Below are 20846 nucleotides of genomic sequence, written 5' to 3'. Positions count from 1 at the left end.
ACTTTAGTGTAAAAGTATTGTTGATCTATTAATTTCTTTCAACTCTGTGATAAATAAGTTTGCGATTGGTACAGCATAATCAAAAAGCTCAAACCTTCCTTCCTGTCCTGATTTGTTCACTGTGAGGGCTACTGTCATATTGTATTCAGGGTAGATAGCCAGCAATGCCAAGCCTCCCACAGCCATACCTCCATGATGAATGATTTCTACCTTCTTTGCCCCATCGAGGTATCGGTCTGAATAATCATGTCGCCATCCCAAGGCATAGTTTTGATTATTGATATCCCCATTATTCAGTCTTTGTGGGGTTGTTATGATTTGAATCACTTTAGAAGATATAAATGCAGAATCAAGCAAGGCATTGCCTGCTCTTACCAAATCAGAGGGGGTGGATAGTAAGCCTCCGCCCGCCCATTTATTACTGAGGTTTACATCTAGAGCTGGCTTATAGAGTTTTTCATTTGAAAAGTAGGGAACTGCGCGATTGGATATAGAACTGTTCTTTTTATCAGCCTGAGTGCTTTGCATTTTCAGAGGTATGAAAACTTCCTGATTCATAATTGTCAGGTAATCAACTCCGGAAACGCTCTCCATTGCGTAGCTCAATGCCGTGTAGTTATAGGTACTGTATGCAAAATCTTCGCCCGGTTCAAAGAGTAAATCATCATTTTCAAAATCAGAAATGCTTTCTTCAACACTTGCAAATTCCTCGTTGCGATAGTATTCCCAGATAGGGAAGCTAAGTCTTGCTCGGTAGTTTCGAATTCCGGATTGATGTGATGCAAGTTGTTTTACTGTTATTTTGGGCTTTTCAGAAAACATGCCTGTATAATATTGAATTGATGAGTCCAGGCTAATGGTGTTTGTTTGCAATAGCCTAGCAAGCCCCAGTGAAGTAATTGCTTTTGATACACTTCCAATTCGATACCTTGTGCTAGTATCGGCTGGTACTAATTCTTCAATATTTTCGAAACCTGAGGAATAAGACCATACTGTATTTCCGCCTATAGCAACTGCAATAGATAAGGAAGGGGCCTGGCTTTTGTGATGAGCTTCTAATAGAACTGCTTTTGATTTCGCGATTGGCTCTGCATAGGTATTGTCGTAGGCACCTTCAAAATGTTGATTGAAAACTGATTCTGGAAGCTTATTCCATCCAAAGTGCCAATCTACAATGGGTTGAAAAAGGCAATAGAGTAACCACCCTAGTCCGAAGAGACCAAGCAAACAACTTAACTTTCTCATGTTCTAGGCTTTTAGGCGTTCTGATTTGATGAATTCCAATCCTTTGAAAAGGAGGATAATCTCGATGATAGTGGCCGGAATAAGCATGAGGTATCCCAGCAAAAACAGGATGACTACCACAAAGAAAAATCCAGCTATAATCTCTGTGATTCCGGCAATTTTAGCGAGCTGACCCATTCCGTCCTGAAGTCTCATGAGAGCTACTCCAAATACAATACCTGCTGCGCCAACACAAATAGATTCACCTGCTCCCAATGACAATAGATTCGTGTCACTGATAGGATAGAAAATGCTAAAAATGTCAAAAAAGGTAATGATGGCAAACAGACCAATCATTAAAAATCCTGTTATTTTAAGCAAATAGTTGGAAAAATAATCACCAAGCTTGATTAGACCGACGATGAAAATGGCATAGGAGAGGAAGTAGGCCAATTTAACTGATACAAAAAAACCGATTGAATCTACTTCATACAGGTTTTCAAATCTTTCATATTCGAGAACAGCATCTAAAAACCCTAATACGAAATAAACAATGCCAGAAATCCATGCGGCTTGTAACCATGATTCTGTGGATTGGAGGTATTTATCTGATTTCGAAGGACTGATGGTTTCTTTAAATGAGTCAAAGTCCGCATCCAGAGCTGATAATAGAATTTTTACTGTAGACACACGTGGTGTCACCTCTCCAGACTCAATTCGCTGAATAGTTCGCACGCTTACATTACACGCTTCTACCAGCTCTTCTTGCGTCAAGTTTTTCTGCTGACGAAGATCTGCCAGTCGTTTTCCTAATTCGGGTTGTTTCATTTTGAGATTGATTTTTCAGCAATTCTATCTCGAACATACAGCCATCACCAAAAATAAATCCTGTAATATACCCGTCATTTGCCCGTCATTTTATAACAACTCATAAAAACAAGAAAACCACCCCGCTAACCCTCGGGGTGGTCTCTACTATGACACGTATTAATTGTGAAGAGGATTCACTTAATACGTACGCTCCACCTTACCTAATCCATATTCCTTTTTAGTAACTTCTTTCGTGTTGCCTTTAAACTTGATAGAACCACTTCCATATACAGAGGCGATCAGATTATTTGTAACGTTTACTTCAGCGTCTCCTGAACCGGTTAGCTGAGCATTCATTTCCTTGAGATCAAGCTTGAACGCTTCAATTTTTCCATAGCCCGACTGGTTCAAATCTGCATTGGTGGCATATCCCTGAAGTTTTATTAAACCACTTCCGGAATTACTTATTGATAGATTTTCTCCTTTAATATCTGCAGCTAAAGTTCCTGATCCTGAAAGATTTATATCTAAGTTATTAGAGGAAATCGAATTTTCAGTGATGATCTTCCCGTTTCCAAATACATTGAGGCTCTTTACCTCCTTCATGGAAATATATACATCTAGTTTAGGTGCGATCTTGATATCATCGATTTGCTCCCACACACTTTTGTTTTTTTCCTCTCTAATAATGTTGATGTTCAGCACTCCATTGTCAACCTTAAATTCCGATATATCCAGAATTTCCTTCAATGCTTTCACCTCGATTTTTGTCTCATTGGATTGTTTGAGGTACACGGTATATCTGGAGTTGAGATTGATCGAATGAAAGTCTTCTATAATTTCAATGTCTTCATTCACGACTTGTGATTGCCCCATGGTGAAAAGGGGTAGAGTTATTAGCGAAAGGATTGTAAGTAGAGATTTCATAATCTTTTTATGGATCATTATGCCACCTCTGTGCCAACAGCCTTTTTAGCTCTTATTTCAAGGTTTGGGTAACGGAAATGTTCTCAATTTGAGAATGTCAATTCCTATTCGGGAATAAAAAAAGGTGTGAGTTTCCCCACACCTTACATTAACTAACCTTATTTACAACTAGTACACATAGCCCAGGGCTGTTTTATCGTCGTTGGTAAATGGTCTGTCTCCTTCAGGGCTTCCGCAAGCCAGCATCCAGGAGTTGGCACTTGGTCCTGTAGGAGTACCAGGGATGTGGTTTGCACCTACACCACCATCTCCCTCATTGTCAGGAGTGCCTCCGCAACTATAGCTTCGATCCATATAGTCTGTATGGCGGAAACCAATGCAGTGCCCCATTTCATGAGCAATCGTGGTTGCTAACCCATTGATGTTGGATACATTGTCGTAGTATCCTCTGGTCATCAGAATGGTTCCGTAAGGATTTCCATTTTCAGGGAAACCGGCTGAGCCCAAAATGCCAAACCAGTAATAATACCATGGTGAAGCTTTAATGGTAATATCAGCTTGTCCAGAACTAGAAACTCTGTTGAATGTCAGGTTTAGATTTTCAGCATTGTATCGCGCAATAGCTATGTCAGTAGCATCTTTGTACTTCTGCGGCATATTCACATATACATTAATGGTTCGTGGAGTTCCAGTCACTAAATTATCTGTGTGATAATGTTCTTCAACTGGTAATCCTTCGCTTGGAGACATTCTGTCCAATTGATCTAGTGACACTTTAATATCACCTTCAATGAACAGATGACCGTCATACATTTTCACCTCATCAGCATTGAAGCCGAGAGCAGCTACTTTGGCAAGTACGTCTGCCGGAACTTCTTCAAGTTGTGGGTTTTGTGTTTCATTTTCCTGGCAAGACCATAGCATTACCAGTGATAGGGCTAGGAAGCCCAACTTGTTTAATCTTCTCATAATACATTAAAAATTTGGTTCTTGAGGATGAAGATAGGAAACTGTTTTGAAATATAAAACCATTGTAAAAGAAAATATCTCAAACATCTTAATTTATTGCTAATTCGAACATGTCATTTTCAATTTTGACAAAAGCGCAATTCTAAGCTTCCCAAATTCCTCATTATTGCTAACTTCGAGGTTCGAAAAATGAGGTGTTGAACCGTTTGACTTCTCACTTGTTTCTTATAAAAACACTCGATTAGATAAATGAAAATATTAGTTTGTATTACGCATGTGCCGGACACCACTTCGCGCATTGCATTCACCGATGGAGACACCAAGTTTGATAAGAATGGTGTTCAGTTTATCATAGGTCCATACGATGATTATGCCCTTGCCAGAGCTGTTGAGCTAAAAGAGCAGACGGGTGGCAGCATTACGGTGCTCAACGTAGGTGAGGCTGAAACCGAACCCACCATTAGAAAAGCACTGGCTATAGGAGCGGATGATGCAATAAGAATTAATGCATTTCCTGAAGACGGACTGTTTGTTGCAAAGCAAATTGCCGCTATAGCAAAAGATGGTGGATATGATCTGATACTTATGGGACGTGAATCCATTGATTTTAATGGCGGTCAGGTTCACGGAATGGTAGGCGAGCTTTTGGGAATTCCTTCAGTTTCGCCGGTGATGACCTTGGATATTGATGGTAACACAGCTAAGATTTCCAGGGAAATTGAAGGAGGTAAAGAATACATGGAATTGCCACTTCCTTTCGTTGCAGGGTGTCAGGAGCCAATCGCAGAATGGAAGATCCCTAACATGAGGGGAATCATGAGTGCGCGTACTAAGCCTCTTGAAGTAAAAGAGCCAACTGGAGATGCACCTAAAACTAAGGTGAGTAAGTTTGAATTACCTCCGGCAAAAGGAGCCGTAAAGTTGATCGATCCGGATAATATGGACGAACTAGTTAATTTATTAAAGAACGAAGCAAAAGTTATATAACATGGCAGCATTAGCATTTGTAGAAACTGACGAAGGAAAAGTTAAAAAATCATCCCTGGAAGCTGTAAGCTATGCCCATGCTGTTTCAGGAGAAGTTACTGCCATTGTTTTTGGTGAAGTATCTGATATTGAAGAGATAGGAAAAGCCGGAGCAACCAAGGTGTTGCATGTCACTGATGACAAGCTAAGCACACCCAATATCATGGCTTATGCATCAGCCATTGCAGAGGCTATGAATCAGGAAAGCTCTGATTTGTTGGTGATGGCCAAAAGCTCATTGGGTGATCCTGTTTCAGCGAGAGTATCTATCAAGGTAGATGCAGCACTCGCTTCTAACGTGGCAGACCTTCCGGATACATCTGGCGGTTACTCTGTTAAAAAGAGCATTTATACAGGTAAGGCATTCGCAAATACAAGCCTGGAGGGAGATAAGAAGATCATCATCATCAAGAAAAATGCGATCGCAATTAAGGAAGATGGAGGAGCACCAGAAGTGGTTGCTTTCTCACCTACCACAAACGATTCAGATTTCACAGTAAAAACAACTAAAACTGAAAAAGCAGAAGGAGATATACTTCTGCCTGAGGCTGACTTGGTCGTTTCCGGTGGTAGAGGACTGAAAGGCCCTGAAAATTGGGGAATGATTGAGGAGTTGGCTAAAACACTTGGAGCGGCAACTGGCTGTAGCAAGCCTGTATCCGATATGGATTGGAGGCCTCATCATGAGCACGTAGGCCAAACAGGGATAAAAGTGAGTCCATCCCTTTATATTGCAATTGGAATTTCTGGAGCTATCCAGCATTTAGCTGGAGTGAATTCATCCAAATATATTTTGGTAATTAATAAAGATCCAGAAGCTCCATTTTTTAAAGCTGCTGATTATGGCGTTGTAGGAGATGCCTTTGACGTAGTTCCAAAACTTACAGAAGCAATTAAGAAGGCACAGGGTTAATGGCCGATGACAAAATAAAATTAGAGATATTGGGACTGTCTTCTAGTCAGTCCCAATCAGGCTCTTTTGCTCTGGTACTTGGTGAGTCAGGAGGGAATAGAAGACTCCCTATCATCATCGGGATGTTTGAGGCTCAGGCTATTGCCATTGAGATTGAGAAAATAGTGCCCAACAGGCCAATGACTCATGATCTTTTTAAGGCCTTCTCCCACAATTTTGATATTTCTATAAAGGAAGTTTACATCTCAGACTTAAAAGAGGGTGTTTTCTTTGCTCGTATCATCTGTGAGCATGAAGGAAAAATCTTCGAAATAGACTCCAGGCCTTCAGATGCTATTGCCATCGGTTTACGCTTTAATGTTGACTTCTACACCAACGAAAGTATTCTTACAGAGGCAGGTATTTTGCTTACGGATGAATACGAGGAGGAAATAGTGCAGCAGGAAGAAAAGAAACCTGAGAAAACCAGTCTTGAAGATTTATCCTCGAGTGAGTTAGAAAAAATGCTGACGGAGGCATTGGATAAAGAGGACTATGAGAAAGCCGCCCGCATCAGGGATGTGCTGAATAAGAGAAACTAAATCATGGATTACATAAGAGGAATAGCTGGATTAATAGGCCTTGTTGCCATCGCATGGGCACTTTCCGGTAATAGAAAACAAGTGGATTTCAGACTTGTTGGGATAGGTATTGCCATTCAGGTAATCATCGGCTTGATGATCGCTAATGTTGATTTTATCAATCAACTATTTACTTGGATGAGTGCTGGTTTCGTTAAGTTCCTCAATTTTGGTCTGAAAGGTGCCGAATTTTTGTATGGGGACCTTGCGAAAAATAGTAATGCGGTACCGGAGGCGAATCATAGCCTTGGATTTCTCTTTGTTTTTCAAGCTCTTCCTACAGTCATCTTTTTCTCTGCAGTTACAGCAGGACTTTATTATTTAGGTCTACTTCAAAAAATTGTATATGGATTTGCCTGGTTGATGGCAAAGACGATGCGACTTTCCGGTGCGGAGAGTTTGTCGGCTGCTGGTAACATTTTCTTAGGTCAGACGGAAGCTCCATTGCTGGTAAGGCCTTTCATTGGTAAGATGACCAACTCGGAACTCAACTGTCTGATGACAGGCGGGATGGCAACTATAGCAGGAAGTGTACTAGGAGCTTATGTTTCGTTTTTAGGTGGGGGAGATCCTGCTCAACAGCAGGTATTTGCTACTTACCTATTGAGTGCTTCCATCATGAATGCACCTGCTGCAATAGTGATGGCTAAAATATTTCTACCCGAAAATGAACCTGAGAAGATTGATAGTAGTCTGAAGGTCAATAAAGAGAATATAGGAGTTAATCTGGTAGATGCTTTAGCACGGGGTGCTTCAGATGGTGTGAAACTCGCACTGAACATTGCAGGAATGCTTCTGGCATTTATCGCAGTAATCTTTGCTTTAAACTGGATTCTTGTAGACGGGATTGGTGAATTGACCGGATTAAATGAGTTTGTAGTTAGAACTACCGACGGTGCTTTTGAAGGATTTTCACTACAGTATATTTTGGGGCAAATATTCAGAGTGTTTGCATTCATCATGGGAGTAGATTGGGCGGAGACGATCAAGGTAGGAAGTTTGTTAGGGCAGAAAACGGTAATCAATGAGTTTGTGGCATATCTAAGCTTGGCTGATATGAAAGCAGCCGGTTTACTATCAGAAAAATCTATAATTATTTCTACCTATGCACTATGCGGTTTCGCTAATTTTAGCTCAATTGCAATACAAATAGGCGGAATTGGTGGAATGGCTCCCGGAAGACAGGCAGACCTTTCGAAACTGGGGTTAAGAGCTCTCGTAGCAGCCACCTTGGCCACCATGATGACAGCCACTATAGCAGGAACATTATTTGGATGATTATGAAAAGAATAATATTAGTTTTTACATTGGCAACCTTAGTTCTTTTTATGGGATGTAAAGAGGAAGATGAACTCACAGACCAACAACAACTTGAAGTTGATATTGCAGCAATTGATAACTATTTGAGTGAAAATGAGATTGTAGCTCTCACTCATGAATCAGAAATTAGGTATCAAATTTTTGAGGAAGGTTCTGGAGAGACTCCCACAATAGACGACAATGTTATTGTGAAATATATTGGGTCCTTTTTAGATGGTAGAGTTTTTGATCAAAACCAGTTAGGGTTAAACTTTCTAATTAAAGATTTAATCGAGGCATGGAAAATAATGCTTCCTGAAATGAAGGAGGGTGGAAAGATAAAGATGTATGTCCCTTCAATTTACGGTTATGGTAAGAGAGGTAATACATTTATTCCACCAAATACGATTTTAGTATTTGAGGTTGAACTTGTTTCTATAGTGCTTCCAGCAGAAGATCAGCTCGTTATTGATTTGGAAAAAATAGATCAATACTTAAATGACAATGATATTGTAGCGATTAAACATAGTTCAGGGATTAGGTATCAAATAATAACCGATGGAACAGGAAAAAGTCCCATAATATCCGATAATATAACGGTTAATTATATTGGCGAATTTTTTTCTGGTGATGTGTTTGATGAAGGAAATCTTTCTCGGTTCAGGTTGAGTGAGCTGATTACTTCATGGAAAAACATGTTACCATTGATAAAAGAAGATGGGGAGATTATTTTTTATGCTCCATCAGGTCTTTGTTATGGAAATACTGGTTCAGGACCTGTACCTCCAAACACGAACTTGATTTATAAGGTTGAATTGATTTCAGTGGATTAATATTCAACCTTTACATCTACTTCATAACCCTTCACTGAAATCTTTACAGGGCTGGTTCCTTTTGCTTTGGAATGAGCCTCAACCTCAAGTTGGTCATTGTCTTTAATGTATCGCTTGACATCCACCTGTGATTCATTATAGTCCACCTTACCGTACTTCACTTTTGTGATTAGAACGAAAGGCACACTGCCAGTTCCAATTGAGAAATCAATGTATTTACCATCAATGGATATCTCAGTTGCTGAAGGACCCAGACGGTCAATCTCTACCTCATCTTCATAGGCGTTTAGAATTAGACTTCCTAGCAATAATTCAATCGAGTGGTTACCATATTTCGAATTGGTGCTTTTAAATGATCCCAATGTGCCAATGGAAGTTTGATCTTCGTATGATTGTTCAAATACAATCGATCCAACTTTTTCGGCTTCAATCTCACTGTATTTACTGTTAAGAAGTTTAATAGCTTCGATCTCCTCAGCCTCAATATCCATTTCGTACAAGGTCAGTTCTGCAGTTTCCAACTTCTCGTTCACCTTGATTTCACCATACTTAAAATCACCACTTAGATTCCTGATGGAGCCTATTTGGATGTCCGATTCATAGGACGTGGCTTTCATTGTACCAACTTTTCTTAATTCCAGATCTGAATACTTCGTGTTGATTTCCAACTCTCCGATGTTCCTTGAGTTAAGCTTCTGTTCGTATATTTCCATCGATGCATTTCCGATGCTTTCAATTGTTGCTGAGCCATACTTCATATTCAACTTTGCTGATTTGATGTTTCCAGCTTCAAGTTCTCCTGAGTATTGAGTAAACTCAACTTTATCAAAATTTCCAATCAGTCTAACGTCTTCATACGAGTTAGTAATCGTGTATGAATTGGTTCCAGGAGCTTTTATTCTATAAAGCACTTTAAGGTTCTCATCTCCATACGAAACATTGATTCCTACATGTTTGCCACCAATTTGAATCTTATTAGGAAGATCCAGATCCGTGTCTACTCTAACGTCACCTGCTCCTTTGCTTATTTTATCTTTTACTCTTTGTTCAAACTGATTCAGAAACTCAATCATCTTATCTGTCATTTTTCCATCGTATCTGATTGATGCTTCTATTTCCATTGAATTCTTATCCCACGTTTCCACAATTAATTCAGTGTTTTTCGCCTGAATGCTTATCCGATCTGATGTAGAAATATCTAGTTTGACCGTTGTAGATCTGGTTTCACCATCACCATTGCCAAAGACAAAAAATGTAATGCTACAGGTTAGTGCTATTAGTATTAGTTTCTTCATTGTTGTTGAGTTTATTGGTCCTTTTTAGTTCGAGTTCAAGCTTCCTTAGAAGCCTTATTTTCTTTTCGTAGTAATCTACCAGCACACCTACCAGCTGTGCTTCATTGATTTTACCAATGTCCTTTCGATAAAGCGTGTTGATTTGATCTAACGTTTCGAGCTCATCAAAAATCCACTGAAAATCGTTTTGGCTCTTTGCTTCTTTTATTGGAATAGTTGCTTCAAGCACATTGATTTGTGATATATAGTCGTTTTCGATCCCGCGATACTCTTCAGAAATGTCGCCAAGAGAAGCAAGTTCCTCCACCTGGTTTTGTAGTTTGATGTTGTGAATCAGTAAGCCAATGGAAGTTGTGATAAAAACTACTGCTGCAACTTTCCACCATCCGTATCTCTTCTCCTGCTTCCATTCCTTCCTAATGCCATCCCAAAGCTCAGGAGGAGGTGAGTCAACATCTAGTTGCTCTCTTCTGATTTTTATAATTTCTTCAATATTCATAATGATGTTGAAGTTTTGTTTTTAACAATTGCTTTGCATGCCTGTACTGTGTTTTTGAGGTAGACTCAGTTATACCAAGCTGATCTGCTATTTCCTTGTGTTTATACCCTTCAATCAAATGAAGGCAAAGCACTGTTCTGCACCCATCAGGTAAGTCTTTGATTGCGTTGTGAAGGGTGGTGTTGTCTATCAGCTTTTCATCCAATTCTTCACTTTCCAATTCTGCCTGCTCTTCAATGTTTTCGAAAAAGTATTTTTTCTTTCTCGCGTACTCAAGGCCTGTGTTCACAACAATACGTTTTAGCCATCCGGCGAAGGCTTTTGGTTCATCCAAATCCCCAATCCGATTAAAAGCCTTAACAAATGCCTCTTGTAGCAAATCCTTGGCTGCTTCTGTATCATTCGTTATTCGCGTAAGTGTACTATACATGGCTTTTGAATAGCTATTATACAAGTTGAAGGCCGCCAGTTCGTTCCCTTTCTTCAGTTGATTTATCCAGACTATTTGAGTTTTGGTCACAGGCTGTCGGCGTTTTCTATGGGTAGGATGGGAGTGGTTTAAGAAAGGTTGTATGAAAGTTAAATATTTAGACATAAAAAAACCCTGATCTGCTTATCTGCGGATCAGGGTTTAAGTCACTGTGACTTTCCAGGTTTATTTATATCGCTCGTTCTGTTTTGGAGCTCCTGCCATGATCTCGTCATTGGCAAACTCTTCAAACTTCTCAAAGTTCTTATTGAAACGTGCAGCTAGATCATTTGCCTTTTCGTAGAATCCTTTGTCGTTTTTCCAGGTCTCGCGTGGACTTAGAATCTCGCTAGGTACTCCAGGGCAGGTAGTTGGTATCTCAGCGCCAAAGATGGAATGAGTTCTATACCCAACATTATCCAGCTTGCCGTCAAGCGCTGCTGTGATCATTGCTCTTGTATACTTCAAGCTAATTCGGTTTCCAACTCCGTAAGGACCTCCGGTCCATCCAGTGTTTACCAACCATACGTTTACTTCATGCTTGTCCATCTTCTCTCCAAGCATCTCTGCGTACTTGGTAGGGTGTAGCGGAAGGAATGGTGCACCAAAACAAGCCGAAAATACCGGCTCTGGCTCAGTTACACCAGCTTCAGTTCCAGCCACTTTAGAAGTATAGCCTGAAATGAAGTGATACATCGCCTGTCCTTTGTTTAGTCTCTGGATAGGGGGAATAACCCCGAATGCATCACATGTCAGGAAGAAAATATTTTTAGGAATACCACCGATCGAAGGATCCATCGCATTTCTGATATGGTGAAGCGGGTATGAAGCACGGGTGTTCTCAGTCACAGAAGAGTTTTCATAGTCAACCTCTCTGGTGCCTTCTTTGAATCTCGTGTTTTCAAGGATTGCACCATACTGGATAGCATTATAGATGTCCGGCTCTTTCTCCTCAGTTAGGTCAATCACCTTGGCGTAACAACCACCTTCAAAATTAAAGACGTTCTTAGCTGTCCAACCGTGCTCATCGTCTCCAATTAGTAATCTATTTGGATCGGCGGAAAGTGTAGTTTTTCCTGTTCCTGACAGTCCAAAGAAAATTGCTGTGTCTCTTTCTTCAATGCCCATGTTAGCAGAGCAGTGCATACTCAATACATTTTGCTCGTGAGGAAGCATGTAGTTGAGCACAGAGAAAATTCCTTTTTTCATTTCACCTGAATAAGCGGTACCCCCGATAAGGATCATTCGCTTAGTGAAGTTGATGATAGCAAAATTTGACTGACGTGTTCCATCTACTGCAGGATCTGCCTCAAACTCAGGCACACAAAGAATGGTGAAGTTTGGCTCAAATTCTTTGACCTTGTACGCATCCGGTCGCAAAAACATGTTGTACGCGAATAAGTTGTGCCATGCCATAGTGTTGATCACCCTTACACGCAACCGGTGAGTTTTATCTGCTCCGGCGTATGCTTCTCGCACGTAAACTTTTTTGTCTTCTACAAACTTTACCATTTTGGCGTACAGCTTGTCAAAGTTTTCCTCAGAGAATGGGATGTTGATGTTTCCCCACCATACTGAGTCTTTTGTTTTTGCGTCCTCTACCACAAATCGGTCTTTTGGAGACCTTCCGGTAAATTTCCCTGTGTCACACATCAAAGCACCGGTAGAGGTAAGTACACCTTCGCCTCTTTTCAGTGTTTCCTCAATGAGCTCTGATTGACTCAGGTTCCAATGAGCTTCTTTTACTTTAATACCTAAATCGGAAAGATCACTTTTCGTGGATTTTACGCCGTATTCTTGCATTTTTTTATGGGGTATTGATAATTGATAAAATCCCGAATGCACGGGACTCAAACGTTTGCGCGAAGTTACTGGATGTCAGTCTTTCTCGAAAAAAGGATCGACTATTTCTTTTGGGGTAGGCTTAGTGAGTAAGCTGACAACAACCAGAGCAACAATCGAGGCAATCAATGCAGGGATGGCTACCATCTTGGAATCATATGGAAACGAAATAAAGCCAAGATCTAAAACCACACCTGATCTGTTTAGTACTTCGATGATGATTACAGAAAGCATTCCGGCAAGAATAGAAGCGACACCTCCCTGTTTGGTTACACGCTTCCAGAAGAAAGTGGCAAGAAGGGGTGGAGCTAAAGCCGCTCCGATCATTGTATACGAGATAAATGCCATGGAGAGAATCTCTTCAAACTGGGTCATGATCAGGTAGGCAATGAAACCAAGTATTACGATCGAGGTTCTTTGAATCAAAAGCTTTGTTTTATCAGTCGCACCTTTGATGAAATACTTCTCAAGGATATCCCTGGAGAGGTTGGTAGATGTCACCATCAGGAATGTATTGCCTGTGGATAGGATGATCGCGGCACCTCCGGCAAACAACAATGAGCCTACAAATGCCGGTAGTTGCTCAAACCCAATACGCAAGATGATTTCTTCGGACATGGGTGCGTTTACGGTCCCATCAGGCATAAAGAATCTTGGATCGTGAGCGTAAATAGCAAAACCTACCACAGCCAGTAGACACATCAGGAACTCAATTCCCACCACTCCAATAAACATCCCCATCACAGCTTTCTTTGCAGATTTTGCATCCTTAGCAGAAGAGAATTTTTGGTACACACTACTCTCACTCAAAAGGAGAATCAGTGTAGGAAGCATGATTCCAATGTACCACATCGGTTCGTGTCCTTCTGTCACAGAAAGGTGGTTTGGGCTTACTTCATTGATGGTGTTCACCACATTGTCCCAACCACCAAAACCAGAGATAGCAAACGGAACGGCCAAAATGATAGCCGTGATCATGATGATGCCATTAAAGATATCGATCGAGACAATGGAAACCATTCCGGCAAGAGCCGTGAAGGCAATGATGATTAGGAATGTGATAAATGTTCCCTGCTCAACGGAGATCGCACCTTCAGTAAGGATAGATAAGAACCTTCCCCCTCCTTTAAACTGATAGCCCGCAATGATCAGGTATGCTACGATAATGGTGATTGTACCCAAAAGACGTGCAATGGGGGAGTAGCGCTTTTCCAGGATATCGGTCAGTGTGTATTGAGAAATCCTTCGAACCCGTGCGGCGATAAAGTATACAGCCAGTATGCCTATCCATGCACCTAGCGAAAACCAAAGCTCAGAAAATCCTACCTGAAAGGTAAGTCCGGCTGTGCCGAAGAGACTACCTGATCCAATCCATGTCGTAACCAATGTGCCTACCAGAAGATACACTGGCACATTCCTTCCCGCTACTACAAAATCCTCTTCATTCTTTACTCCCCGACTTTTGTAGATGATAATTCCTGCGAGGATTAAAATATACCCAATGGTTACTACTAAATAGGTCATGTCGCTTATTTAAAATAAGCCGCCAATTTAGTCATTATCAGCTATAGAACCTGAATTAGTCCTCACCATTATCATGGGTGTCAAATAGCTTCTGCAATTGGGTCTGCAGGTCGTCGGCAGCACTATTCATCACATTGAGACTGTAGTAAAAAGAAAGCGCAGTATTGAACGGAGGGATTTCATCCATCTTTTGGATATGTTGCGCCATGTTTTGATAAAAGGACGAGGTGAATTCGGTATAAAATTCCTGCGTATGGTAGACGTCTGCTGCATCCAACAGAAACTGCTGATCCAGTGAGTTTATCGCTGAATTGTTTTGTGCGATATTCCAGGCAGAATTGCTGAGTAGTTCAAAACCATAGTTGAACGATACATTGTTGATGTCTTCAGGGTCCAGTCGCACTAGAGAATCAATGTAGTTATAGAAATCTCTGTTCATATTTCTGGTGCTGTCTATCCGAGCATAGTTGTTTCTGCATTCCAACAGGATCGACTTTTTCAAGGTCCTGGCCTCTTTTTCGAGATCGATGTTTTGCTTGTAGGAGTTTAGCCCCAATGCAAGCAATACGGCGAAAACGATTGATATAAACTCAAAACCAATTTGAGTGAGCGCTTTCTTTTTCATTCAACTAAAATAGAAAAACCCTCCGAATAGGAGGGTTCTCTACCATAGCTAACTGATCTTATTATGAAGGGCAGTCAGTGTCATTTAATGTGTCGTCCCAGCAGTGGTAGGCTGTGTTTTGAAAGTGGGCTTCACTTTTTACTCTACCTTCCCCTGAAGGATGGTTCCAATCCACGTCAATAGTGTTGGATGCATTGGTGTCCACGATGGTCACGCCACGATTGTAATCAGCATTGGCATTTGCTTCATATGAAATGCTGCTTCCAAAGAAGTCACCTGCTTTTTGAATAGTGAATGTAGAGGTGGAAACCTCGGTGCTTTCATTGTCTGTCCAGTTTACGGTCAACCATGCCGATGGGCTTTGAGGACTTTCATAGAGCGTCCAAGATCCGGCGGTTGCTTCCAGGTTGGATTCACCTTCAAACCACACAAAATCTTCAAAAACGCCACTCAGAGATATGTACCCTGTCCAGTCTACATCCGATCCGTCAACATCTGCCGTAAGTCTTACATTGTACGAACCTTTGCCGGCCACATTGACATCATACTCCCAAATCCAAAGCTCTGTCTCTGTATTATAGGTTGCATTCTGATTTAAGCCCACTCTGAATGCCGTTACCGGCACAACCAGATTTGAATAGAGGATGGCTGAATATACACCTACACTCGTAGCAGCATATGCCCAGTTGTTCACTGCTGCCATTCGGCCTCCATCGTCTTCGAAGTTTTCAAAGTTGGGAGCCATGCTGGACTCTGGCGGCATGTTTGGTTGCGGGTCTTGTGCCGACCCGTCATCATCAGAACATGACCATAATAATGTCATTGGGATTAATAGTATTGCTAATATCTTTTTCATGTTGATTTATGTTTTTGATTCGATGCTAAGGGTGCAACAGGCATGCCAATAAACAAAAAAGTGCGTAAAATCTACTGGACAGCTTTTTTGAAATTCTTCCTTTTCTCAAAATTGTAAAACGGATGGCGGATTTGAGAATGATTATGAAGGGGGAGTACAAAGAGCGGGGAGGTTCCTCGTTCCTCGGAATGACATGACGGAGATTTGTCTTTTAGAAAAATGCTCTTTTAGCTCGAAGCGTCATTCCGGCCCCTGTGCCGGAATCTTCGAAATTTGGTTTAGTCATCCTCGTTGCAAACGAGGACGAGATGGGTTTGAGAAGGACATGGGCGTCTATTTTTGAGAATGTGATAGGATTATAGATGTAAAAGACGCTAGCTTGGTTCGTTCACTCAAAGTAACCTGTCACTTTACCTGAAGTAACCTGATACTTTGCTTGGAGTAACCTGTTACTTTACCTGAAATAACCTGTTACTTTTTAAGTCTATCTATTCCTAGTTATTAGCAAGACTTTCAGGCATTGGAGATGCTTAAGATTTAGGCATCCTCGTCTACGCGACCCGGTTGCAAACGAGGGTGAGAGAGGGGTTTTATCTTGAGGTTGGTTAACCTATTTTTCTTCTTCATATATGCGGACTACATTGTACCGATTATCTCCGTCGTAGGCTAATAATCCCAGGCACACGGCGCAATCCCCCGGCTCATACTCAGCCACCAGCTTCACTAGAAAAGAACCCTCAGTTTGGATGCCCATGTCATCACAGATGAGCATGGTATAAAACACATTCTCCTCACCATTCGCCGATTCACCCAGGTGATGGTAGGCCGGATCTTCAATTTTAAGGATGGCCTGTCCACAGAACTCTTCCACGAGTGATACTTCCAAAACGGTTCCCTCAAGATTGAGAGATTCCTGACATGATAAGCCAAGAGCCAATAATGCAATCAGTGTAATTCTTTTCAAGGTTTTATTTTTTGCTAAGACTGTGGGTGGGGTTGAAACGTTGGAATGTTTAAGCGGAAGTTTTAAACTGCTGGCGTGCATTCTTGTCTGCAAACTAGGATGTGATGGGATTTGGGGCGGAGAAGAGATTCCTCGTTCCCTGCCTTGAACGGCAGGCAGGTCTGTGCCGGAATCTTCGGTTGGTTTAGCACAAGCGGACGCTAGCGCTAGTTGGGGAGTACAAAGAGCGGGGAGATTCCTCGTCACTCGAAATGAAATGACGGAGATATGAATGATCAAGGAGGATGCTCCTTTAGCTCGAAGCGTCATTCCGGCCTTGTGCCGGAATCTTAATGGTTTTGGTTTAGGCATCCTCGTCTACGCGACCCGGTTACAAACGAGGATGAGGTGGGGATTTGTTTTAAGCATCCTCGTTACAAACGAGGACGAGAAAGAGAAAATGCCTTCTTAGCTCGAAGCGTCATTCCGGCCCCTGTGCCGGAATCTTCGGGATTTGTTTTAGGCATCCTCGTTGCAAACGAGGATGAGAGAGGAAAATTTGGTTTAGTCATCCTCGTTGCAAACGAGGACGAGATGGGTGGAGGCTCCTCGTTCCTCGGAATGACATGACAGAGTTATGAATGACCTGGAAAGTGCTCTTTTAGCTCGGAGCGTCATTCCGGCCCCTGTGCCGGAATCTTCGAAATTTGGTTTAGGCATCCTCGTTGCAAACGAGGATGAGATCGGTTATTCCATTTGTTGAGGAACTTCCATAATTCCTGGAAGCTCATAGATAAACCTAAGAAGCATCTCAGTAAAGATTAAAATTCTTTCAGCATCTTCTTTGGATTTAAAATCAATTTTATGATTGGCTTCATTACCAAGTTGTCGTATACTATCAACCCATTTTTTACCATTGGGAGGAATGTAATTGTTATCGTTTAAGAAGTTGACATAGTCAACAAATCCCTTTCCTTCCTTTGCACCTTCAGCCACTGAAATATTCATGAGTAGTTTTCGACAGCACATTACTGAAGAAGTAAAAGCATTTATAGAGAAACATGATTTTGCTTCTTTAAAAAGCCCTTCTACATCTGGATCAGGAATGTGTTTAACTGCATTTCCTAGAACTTTTGGAAGGCAAGCCACTTAATTGATTCCAGCTTAATTTCATTTTCTACTTAGTTGAAAACTATCATGATTTTCAATATTCTAAATATAAGCAAAACCATTTACTGCTAACAAAAAAAAGCCCACTCCAATGGAGTAGGCTTTCTATATCTAATCTGAACGTCTGATTACATCATTCCGCCCATGCCACCGCCTGGCATTGGAGGCATTGCTGCTCCTTCTTTCTCAGGCTCCTCAGCTACCACACACTCGGTAGTGAGTAGGAGAGAAGCGATAGATGAAGCGTTCTCAAGCGCTAGTCTTGTCACCTTTGTAGGATCGATGATTCCAGCCTTGAACATGTTCACGTACTCGCCATTTGCAGCGTTGAATCCGTAATCGGCTTTTCCAGCCAATACTTCGTTCACCACTACTGAAGCTTCGCCACCAGCGTTTTCTACGATGGTTCTCAGTGGAGCCTGGATAGCGTTTCTCACGATGGTTACACCAGTGTTTTGGTCTTCATTTTCAAGAGTAAGACCATCCAAAGCTTTCATCGCTCTGATGAGTGCTACACCACCACCAGCTACGATACCTTCCTGTACGGCAGCTCTTGTTGCGTGAAGTGCATCATCCACTCTGTCTTTCTTCTCTTTCATCTCTACCTCAGTAGCTGCACCTATGTAAAGGATAGCAACTCCGCCGGAAAGCTTAGCAAGTCTTTCTTGTAGCTTTTCTTTGTCGTAATCTGAAGTAGTGTTCTCGATTTGCTGCTTGATTTGGTTTACTCTAGCCTGAATGTCAGCTTTCTTACCAGCACCGTTTACAATCGTAGTGTTGTCTTTATCGATGTTGATCTTCTCAGCTGTACCTAAGTAATCAAGGGTAGCATTCTCAAGCTTGTAACCTCTTTCCTCAGAGATCACAGTACCGCCAGTCAGGATAGCGATATCCTCAAGCATTGCTTTTCTTCTGTCACCAAAGCCAGGAGCTTTTACAGCTGCAATTTTCAGCGAACCTCTGATTTTGTTTACTACAAGGGTAGCAAGTGCTTCACCTTCCACATCCTCAGCGATGATCAACAATGGCTTACCAGTCTGAGCAGCAGCTTCCAGGATAGGAAGAAGCTCCTTCATGTTAGATACCTTCTTGTCGTAGATCAGGATGTAAGGGTTTTCCAACTCAGCTTCCATCTTGTCAGTGTTGGTCACGAAGTAAGGGGAAAGGTATCCTCTGTCAAACTGCATACCTTCTACAGTTTTCACTTCAGTCTCAGTACCTTTTGCTTCTTCTACAGTGATCACACCATCTTTTCCTACTTTGTCCATCGCATCGGCAATCATTTTACCGATCTCCTGATCGTTGTTTGCAGATACAGAAGCCACCTGAGCGATTTCCTCAGAAGTTTTGATTCCTTTAGATTGTTTTCTAAGGTTCTCAACAACAGCAGCTACCGCCTTGTCGATACCTCTTTTCAGATCCATTGGGTTAGCACCAGCAGCTACGTTTTTGATACCGTGGCTAAAGATCGCCTGAGTCAAAACAGTCGCAGTAGTAGTTCCATCACCAGCGTCATCAGCAGTTTTAGAAGCTACTTCTTTCACAAGCTGAGCGCCCATGTTTTCGATTGGCTCCTTAAGCTCAATTTCTTTCGCTACAGAAACACCATCTTTTGTTACAGTAGGTGCGCCAAATTTCTTGTCTAGGATTACGTTTCTTCCTTTAGGTCCTAGTGTTACTTTAACTGCGTCAGCAAGTACGTCCACACCTTTTTTGATGCTGTCTCTTGCGTCGGTATTAAAGAATATATCTTTTGCCATGATTTTATTGATTTTTCAGTTTTGAGATTAATTATACTATGCCGTAAATGTCAGCTTCTTTCATGATCAAGAACTCCTTACCATCTATGGTGATCTCAGTTCCTGAATACTTACCATAAAGCACCTGGTCTCCGACTTTTACATTGATAGGTTCGTCTTTCTTACCAGTACCGATAGCGACAATCTGTCCTCTCTGAGGTTTTTCTTTTGCAGTGTCAGGAATGATGATTCCTGAAGCTGTTTTTTCTTCAGCCGCAGCAGGTTCTACCAGAACTCTGTCAGCAAGTGGTTTGAAATTTACTTTAGACATGTGTGTAAACGTTTATGTTTAGTTGAATTCAATTTGGATCATCTATTATCATTTTGTGTGCCAAGTCGTATATGTCAGGTATATTGATAGATAGATATGACAATTTTGCAGGATGCCCTGACAGTTTCTTCTAAATGTGCTTTCAGCTCTTGACAAACTGGCATTTCATATCTAAATTTTGTAATAAAAAATGACGGTATGAATAATTTGAAACATGATTGGCTAACCGAGGGATTGATTGATTATGAGTACAAGAAGTATGTGCTGCTTGCGTACTTAAAAGATGTGGGGAAGCGATTTAATCAGTCGGAGCTTTATCCTTTTATGACTGACCTTATTTTTCACTATCGCAATCTGATCAAGGTGAGGGAGAGCAAAAAGCTGATGTATGATTCTTTTCCGGAAACACTTACCAAGGCAGATTTTAATAAGCTTAAGCTCACGTATGATAAAATCATCAATGACGATGAGGTGATGCAGCAGATTGAAGAGATCATCGCTTTTGCTATTCCCAAAATGAAGGGCATGCTGGAAGAAGGGAAGGAGCTCTTTGAGTTTGTGGAAGAGAATATTGAGCTGCAGCCGGTGGGCGTTTCGCCCATCTATTCTGATGAGGGCTACCTGTTCATCAATCTGGATACTTCTAATGATGTTTCGATTTTTCGGTATCAGATGACCTTTTTCGAACATGCAGAGGAAAAATACCGAAGCATGTCTACTGAGTTTTTGATGAATGAGATCAGAGGGCTGAGTAAGACGTATGAGAACATTAAAGTAGAATTGACACGTAAGTTTACTGAGCTACCCAATCCGGCTACTTATCTGGCTGTGAGCAAGCTTAAATTTCCTCTTAATGAAACAGTACTTCCTGTTGCCAAAAGAATGCTGGTAAGGGAGATATCAGTTTCATAAAAGATAACTCTTTAGGTTTT

Annotated in this window: 21 protein-coding genes; 6 read left to right on the top strand and 15 right to left on the bottom strand. The window is 41.3% G+C overall.

Going from position 1 to position 20846, the window contains the following annotated elements; genetic code table 11:
* Positions 1 to 3 precede the first annotated feature (3 nt).
* From ACEQZT_RS00150 to ACEQZT_RS00135, 4 genes are all read right to left on the bottom strand, one after another.
* Positions 4 to 1245, bottom strand: coding sequence for a serine hydrolase domain-containing protein (locus ACEQZT_RS00150; RefSeq protein ID WP_370086138.1), 1242 nt, complete (start codon positions 1243 to 1245; stop codon positions 4 to 6).
* Between the two features lie 3 nt (positions 1246 to 1248).
* Complete coding sequence (locus tag ACEQZT_RS00145) at positions 1249 to 2052, bottom strand: helix-turn-helix domain-containing protein (RefSeq protein ID WP_370086137.1); 804 nt, start codon at positions 2050 to 2052, stop codon at positions 1249 to 1251.
* A 180-nt stretch (positions 2053 to 2232) separates the two neighbouring features.
* Positions 2233 to 2961, bottom strand: a complete 729-nt coding sequence (locus tag ACEQZT_RS00140) for a head GIN domain-containing protein (protein WP_370086136.1) — start codon at positions 2959 to 2961, stop codon at positions 2233 to 2235.
* A 168-nt stretch (positions 2962 to 3129) separates the two neighbouring features.
* Positions 3130 to 3930, bottom strand: coding sequence for a M57 family metalloprotease (locus ACEQZT_RS00135; protein WP_370086135.1), 801 nt, complete (start codon positions 3928 to 3930; stop codon positions 3130 to 3132).
* Positions 3931 to 4179: 249 nt separating this feature from the next.
* Here ACEQZT_RS00135 and ACEQZT_RS00130 point away from each other — a divergent pair, with 249 nt between their 5' ends.
* The 5 genes from ACEQZT_RS00130 to ACEQZT_RS00110 are packed head-to-tail and all read left to right on the top strand — an operon-like array spanning position 4180 to position 8621.
* A complete protein-coding gene (locus ACEQZT_RS00130; RefSeq protein WP_370086134.1) occupies positions 4180 to 4917 on the top strand; it encodes an electron transfer flavoprotein beta subunit/FixA family protein in 738 nt (245 codons plus the stop codon).
* 1 nt (position 4918) lies between these two features.
* Complete coding sequence (locus tag ACEQZT_RS00125; protein ID WP_370086133.1) at positions 4919 to 5869, top strand: electron transfer flavoprotein subunit alpha/FixB family protein; 951 nt, start codon at positions 4919 to 4921, stop codon at positions 5867 to 5869.
* Positions 5869 to 6450, top strand: coding sequence for a bifunctional nuclease domain-containing protein (locus ACEQZT_RS00120; RefSeq protein WP_370086132.1), 582 nt, complete (start codon positions 5869 to 5871; stop codon positions 6448 to 6450). Before ACEQZT_RS00125 ends, ACEQZT_RS00120 begins: the two co-directional genes overlap by 1 nt.
* A 3-nt stretch (positions 6451 to 6453) precedes the next feature.
* Positions 6454 to 7767: a NupC/NupG family nucleoside CNT transporter gene (locus ACEQZT_RS00115; RefSeq protein ID WP_370086131.1), complete on the top strand. Its 1314-nt coding sequence runs from the start codon at positions 6454 to 6456 to the stop codon at positions 7765 to 7767.
* 2 nt (positions 7768 to 7769) lie between these two features.
* On the top strand, positions 7770 to 8621 hold the full coding sequence (locus ACEQZT_RS00110; protein WP_370086130.1) for an FKBP-type peptidyl-prolyl cis-trans isomerase: 852 nt from the start codon (positions 7770 to 7772) through the stop codon (positions 8619 to 8621).
* Here the strand turns inward: ACEQZT_RS00110 and ACEQZT_RS00105 are convergent.
* From ACEQZT_RS00105 to groES, 11 genes are all read right to left on the bottom strand, one after another.
* Positions 8618 to 9916 carry a hypothetical protein gene (locus tag ACEQZT_RS00105; RefSeq protein ID WP_370086129.1) on the bottom strand — a complete coding sequence of 433 codons (1299 nt, stop codon included), beginning with the start codon at positions 9914 to 9916 and terminating at the stop codon, positions 8618 to 8620. The two genes, ACEQZT_RS00110 and ACEQZT_RS00105, sit on opposite strands and share 4 nt — an antisense overlap.
* Positions 9882 to 10415: a hypothetical protein gene (locus ACEQZT_RS00100; RefSeq protein WP_370086128.1), complete on the bottom strand. Its 534-nt coding sequence runs from the start codon at positions 10413 to 10415 to the stop codon at positions 9882 to 9884. The genes ACEQZT_RS00105 and ACEQZT_RS00100 overlap by 35 nt, the downstream gene beginning before the upstream one ends.
* Complete coding sequence (locus ACEQZT_RS00095; RefSeq protein ID WP_370086127.1) at positions 10405 to 10935, bottom strand: RNA polymerase sigma factor; 531 nt, start codon at positions 10933 to 10935, stop codon at positions 10405 to 10407. The genes ACEQZT_RS00100 and ACEQZT_RS00095 overlap by 11 nt, the downstream gene beginning before the upstream one ends.
* A 135-nt stretch (positions 10936 to 11070) precedes the next feature.
* Positions 11071 to 12687 (bottom strand): phosphoenolpyruvate carboxykinase (ATP), encoded by a 1617-nt coding sequence (gene pckA, locus ACEQZT_RS00090; RefSeq protein ID WP_370086126.1) that lies wholly within the window; start codon positions 12685 to 12687, stop codon positions 11071 to 11073.
* A 75-nt stretch (positions 12688 to 12762) separates the two neighbouring features.
* On the bottom strand, positions 12763 to 14250 hold the full coding sequence (locus ACEQZT_RS00085; RefSeq protein ID WP_370086125.1) for a sodium:solute symporter: 1488 nt from the start codon (positions 14248 to 14250) through the stop codon (positions 12763 to 12765).
* 55 nt (positions 14251 to 14305) lie between these two features.
* Positions 14306 to 14875 (bottom strand): hypothetical protein, encoded by a 570-nt coding sequence (locus ACEQZT_RS00080; RefSeq protein ID WP_370086124.1) that lies wholly within the window; start codon positions 14873 to 14875, stop codon positions 14306 to 14308.
* A 61-nt stretch (positions 14876 to 14936) separates the two neighbouring features.
* Positions 14937 to 15731: a hypothetical protein gene (locus ACEQZT_RS00075; protein WP_370086123.1), complete on the bottom strand. Its 795-nt coding sequence runs from the start codon at positions 15729 to 15731 to the stop codon at positions 14937 to 14939.
* Between the two features lie 610 nt (positions 15732 to 16341).
* Entirely contained in the window at positions 16342 to 17046 is a 705-nt protein-coding gene (locus ACEQZT_RS00070; protein ID WP_370086122.1) for a hypothetical protein, read from the bottom strand.
* 375 nt (positions 17047 to 17421) lie between these two features.
* Positions 17422 to 17823 carry a DUF4145 domain-containing protein gene (locus ACEQZT_RS00065; protein ID WP_370086121.1) on the bottom strand — a complete coding sequence of 134 codons (402 nt, stop codon included), beginning with the start codon at positions 17821 to 17823 and terminating at the stop codon, positions 17422 to 17424.
* Positions 17824 to 17972: 149 nt separating this feature from the next.
* Positions 17973 to 19604 carry a chaperonin GroEL gene (groL, locus tag ACEQZT_RS00060; RefSeq protein ID WP_370086120.1) on the bottom strand — a complete coding sequence of 544 codons (1632 nt, stop codon included), beginning with the start codon at positions 19602 to 19604 and terminating at the stop codon, positions 17973 to 17975.
* Positions 19605 to 19635: 31 nt separating this feature from the next.
* Complete coding sequence (gene groES, locus ACEQZT_RS00055; RefSeq protein WP_348281320.1) at positions 19636 to 19914, bottom strand: co-chaperone GroES; 279 nt, start codon at positions 19912 to 19914, stop codon at positions 19636 to 19638.
* 198 nt (positions 19915 to 20112) lie between these two features.
* Here groES and ACEQZT_RS00050 point away from each other — a divergent pair, with 198 nt between their 5' ends.
* Complete coding sequence (locus ACEQZT_RS00050) at positions 20113 to 20826, top strand: hypothetical protein (protein WP_370086119.1); 714 nt, start codon at positions 20113 to 20115, stop codon at positions 20824 to 20826.
* Positions 20827 to 20846: the final 20 nt, after the last annotated feature.

It is taken from the genome of Ekhidna sp. (assembly GCF_964218185.1).
Classification (GTDB): Bacteria; Bacteroidota; Bacteroidia; order Cytophagales; family Cyclobacteriaceae; genus Ekhidna.
This window is presented reverse-complemented; position numbering and strand designations above follow the sequence as displayed.

Excerpts from the sequence above, each read along its gene's own strand:
- ACEQZT_RS00150 (WP_370086138.1), bottom strand. The coding sequence starts at position 1,245 with ATGAGAAAGTTAAGTTGTTTGCTTGGTCTCTTCGGACTAGGGTGGTTA.
- ACEQZT_RS00145 (WP_370086137.1), bottom strand. The coding sequence starts at position 2,052 with ATGAAACAACCCGAATTAGGAAAACGACTGGCAGATCTTCGTCAGCAG.
- ACEQZT_RS00140 (WP_370086136.1), bottom strand. The coding sequence starts at position 2,961 with ATGAAATCTCTACTTACAATCCTTTCGCTAATAACTCTACCCCTTTTC.
- ACEQZT_RS00135 (WP_370086135.1), bottom strand. The coding sequence starts at position 3,930 with ATGAGAAGATTAAACAAGTTGGGCTTCCTAGCCCTATCACTGGTAATG.
- ACEQZT_RS00130 (WP_370086134.1), top strand. The coding sequence starts at position 4,180 with ATGAAAATATTAGTTTGTATTACGCATGTGCCGGACACCACTTCGCGC.
- ACEQZT_RS00125 (WP_370086133.1), top strand. The coding sequence starts at position 4,919 with ATGGCAGCATTAGCATTTGTAGAAACTGACGAAGGAAAAGTTAAAAAA.
- ACEQZT_RS00120 (WP_370086132.1), top strand. The coding sequence starts at position 5,869 with ATGGCCGATGACAAAATAAAATTAGAGATATTGGGACTGTCTTCTAGT.
- ACEQZT_RS00115 (WP_370086131.1), top strand. The coding sequence starts at position 6,454 with ATGGATTACATAAGAGGAATAGCTGGATTAATAGGCCTTGTTGCCATC.
- ACEQZT_RS00110 (WP_370086130.1), top strand. The coding sequence starts at position 7,770 with ATGAAAAGAATAATATTAGTTTTTACATTGGCAACCTTAGTTCTTTTT.
- ACEQZT_RS00105 (WP_370086129.1), bottom strand. The coding sequence starts at position 9,916 with ATGAAGAAACTAATACTAATAGCACTAACCTGTAGCATTACATTTTTT.
- ACEQZT_RS00100 (WP_370086128.1), bottom strand. The coding sequence starts at position 10,415 with ATGAATATTGAAGAAATTATAAAAATCAGAAGAGAGCAACTAGATGTT.
- pckA (WP_370086126.1), bottom strand. The coding sequence starts at position 12,687 with ATGCAAGAATACGGCGTAAAATCCACGAAAAGTGATCTTTCCGATTTA.
- ACEQZT_RS00085 (WP_370086125.1), bottom strand. The coding sequence starts at position 14,250 with ATGACCTATTTAGTAGTAACCATTGGGTATATTTTAATCCTCGCAGGA.
- ACEQZT_RS00080 (WP_370086124.1), bottom strand. The coding sequence starts at position 14,875 with ATGAAAAAGAAAGCGCTCACTCAAATTGGTTTTGAGTTTATATCAATC.
- ACEQZT_RS00075 (WP_370086123.1), bottom strand. The coding sequence starts at position 15,731 with ATGAAAAAGATATTAGCAATACTATTAATCCCAATGACATTATTATGG.
- ACEQZT_RS00070 (WP_370086122.1), bottom strand. The coding sequence starts at position 17,046 with ATGCCTAAACCAAAACCATTAAGATTCCGGCACAAGGCCGGAATGACG.
- groL (WP_370086120.1), bottom strand. The coding sequence starts at position 19,604 with ATGGCAAAAGATATATTCTTTAATACCGACGCAAGAGACAGCATCAAA.
- groES (WP_348281320.1), bottom strand. The coding sequence starts at position 19,914 with ATGTCTAAAGTAAATTTCAAACCACTTGCTGACAGAGTTCTGGTAGAA.
- ACEQZT_RS00050 (WP_370086119.1), top strand. The coding sequence starts at position 20,113 with ATGAATAATTTGAAACATGATTGGCTAACCGAGGGATTGATTGATTAT.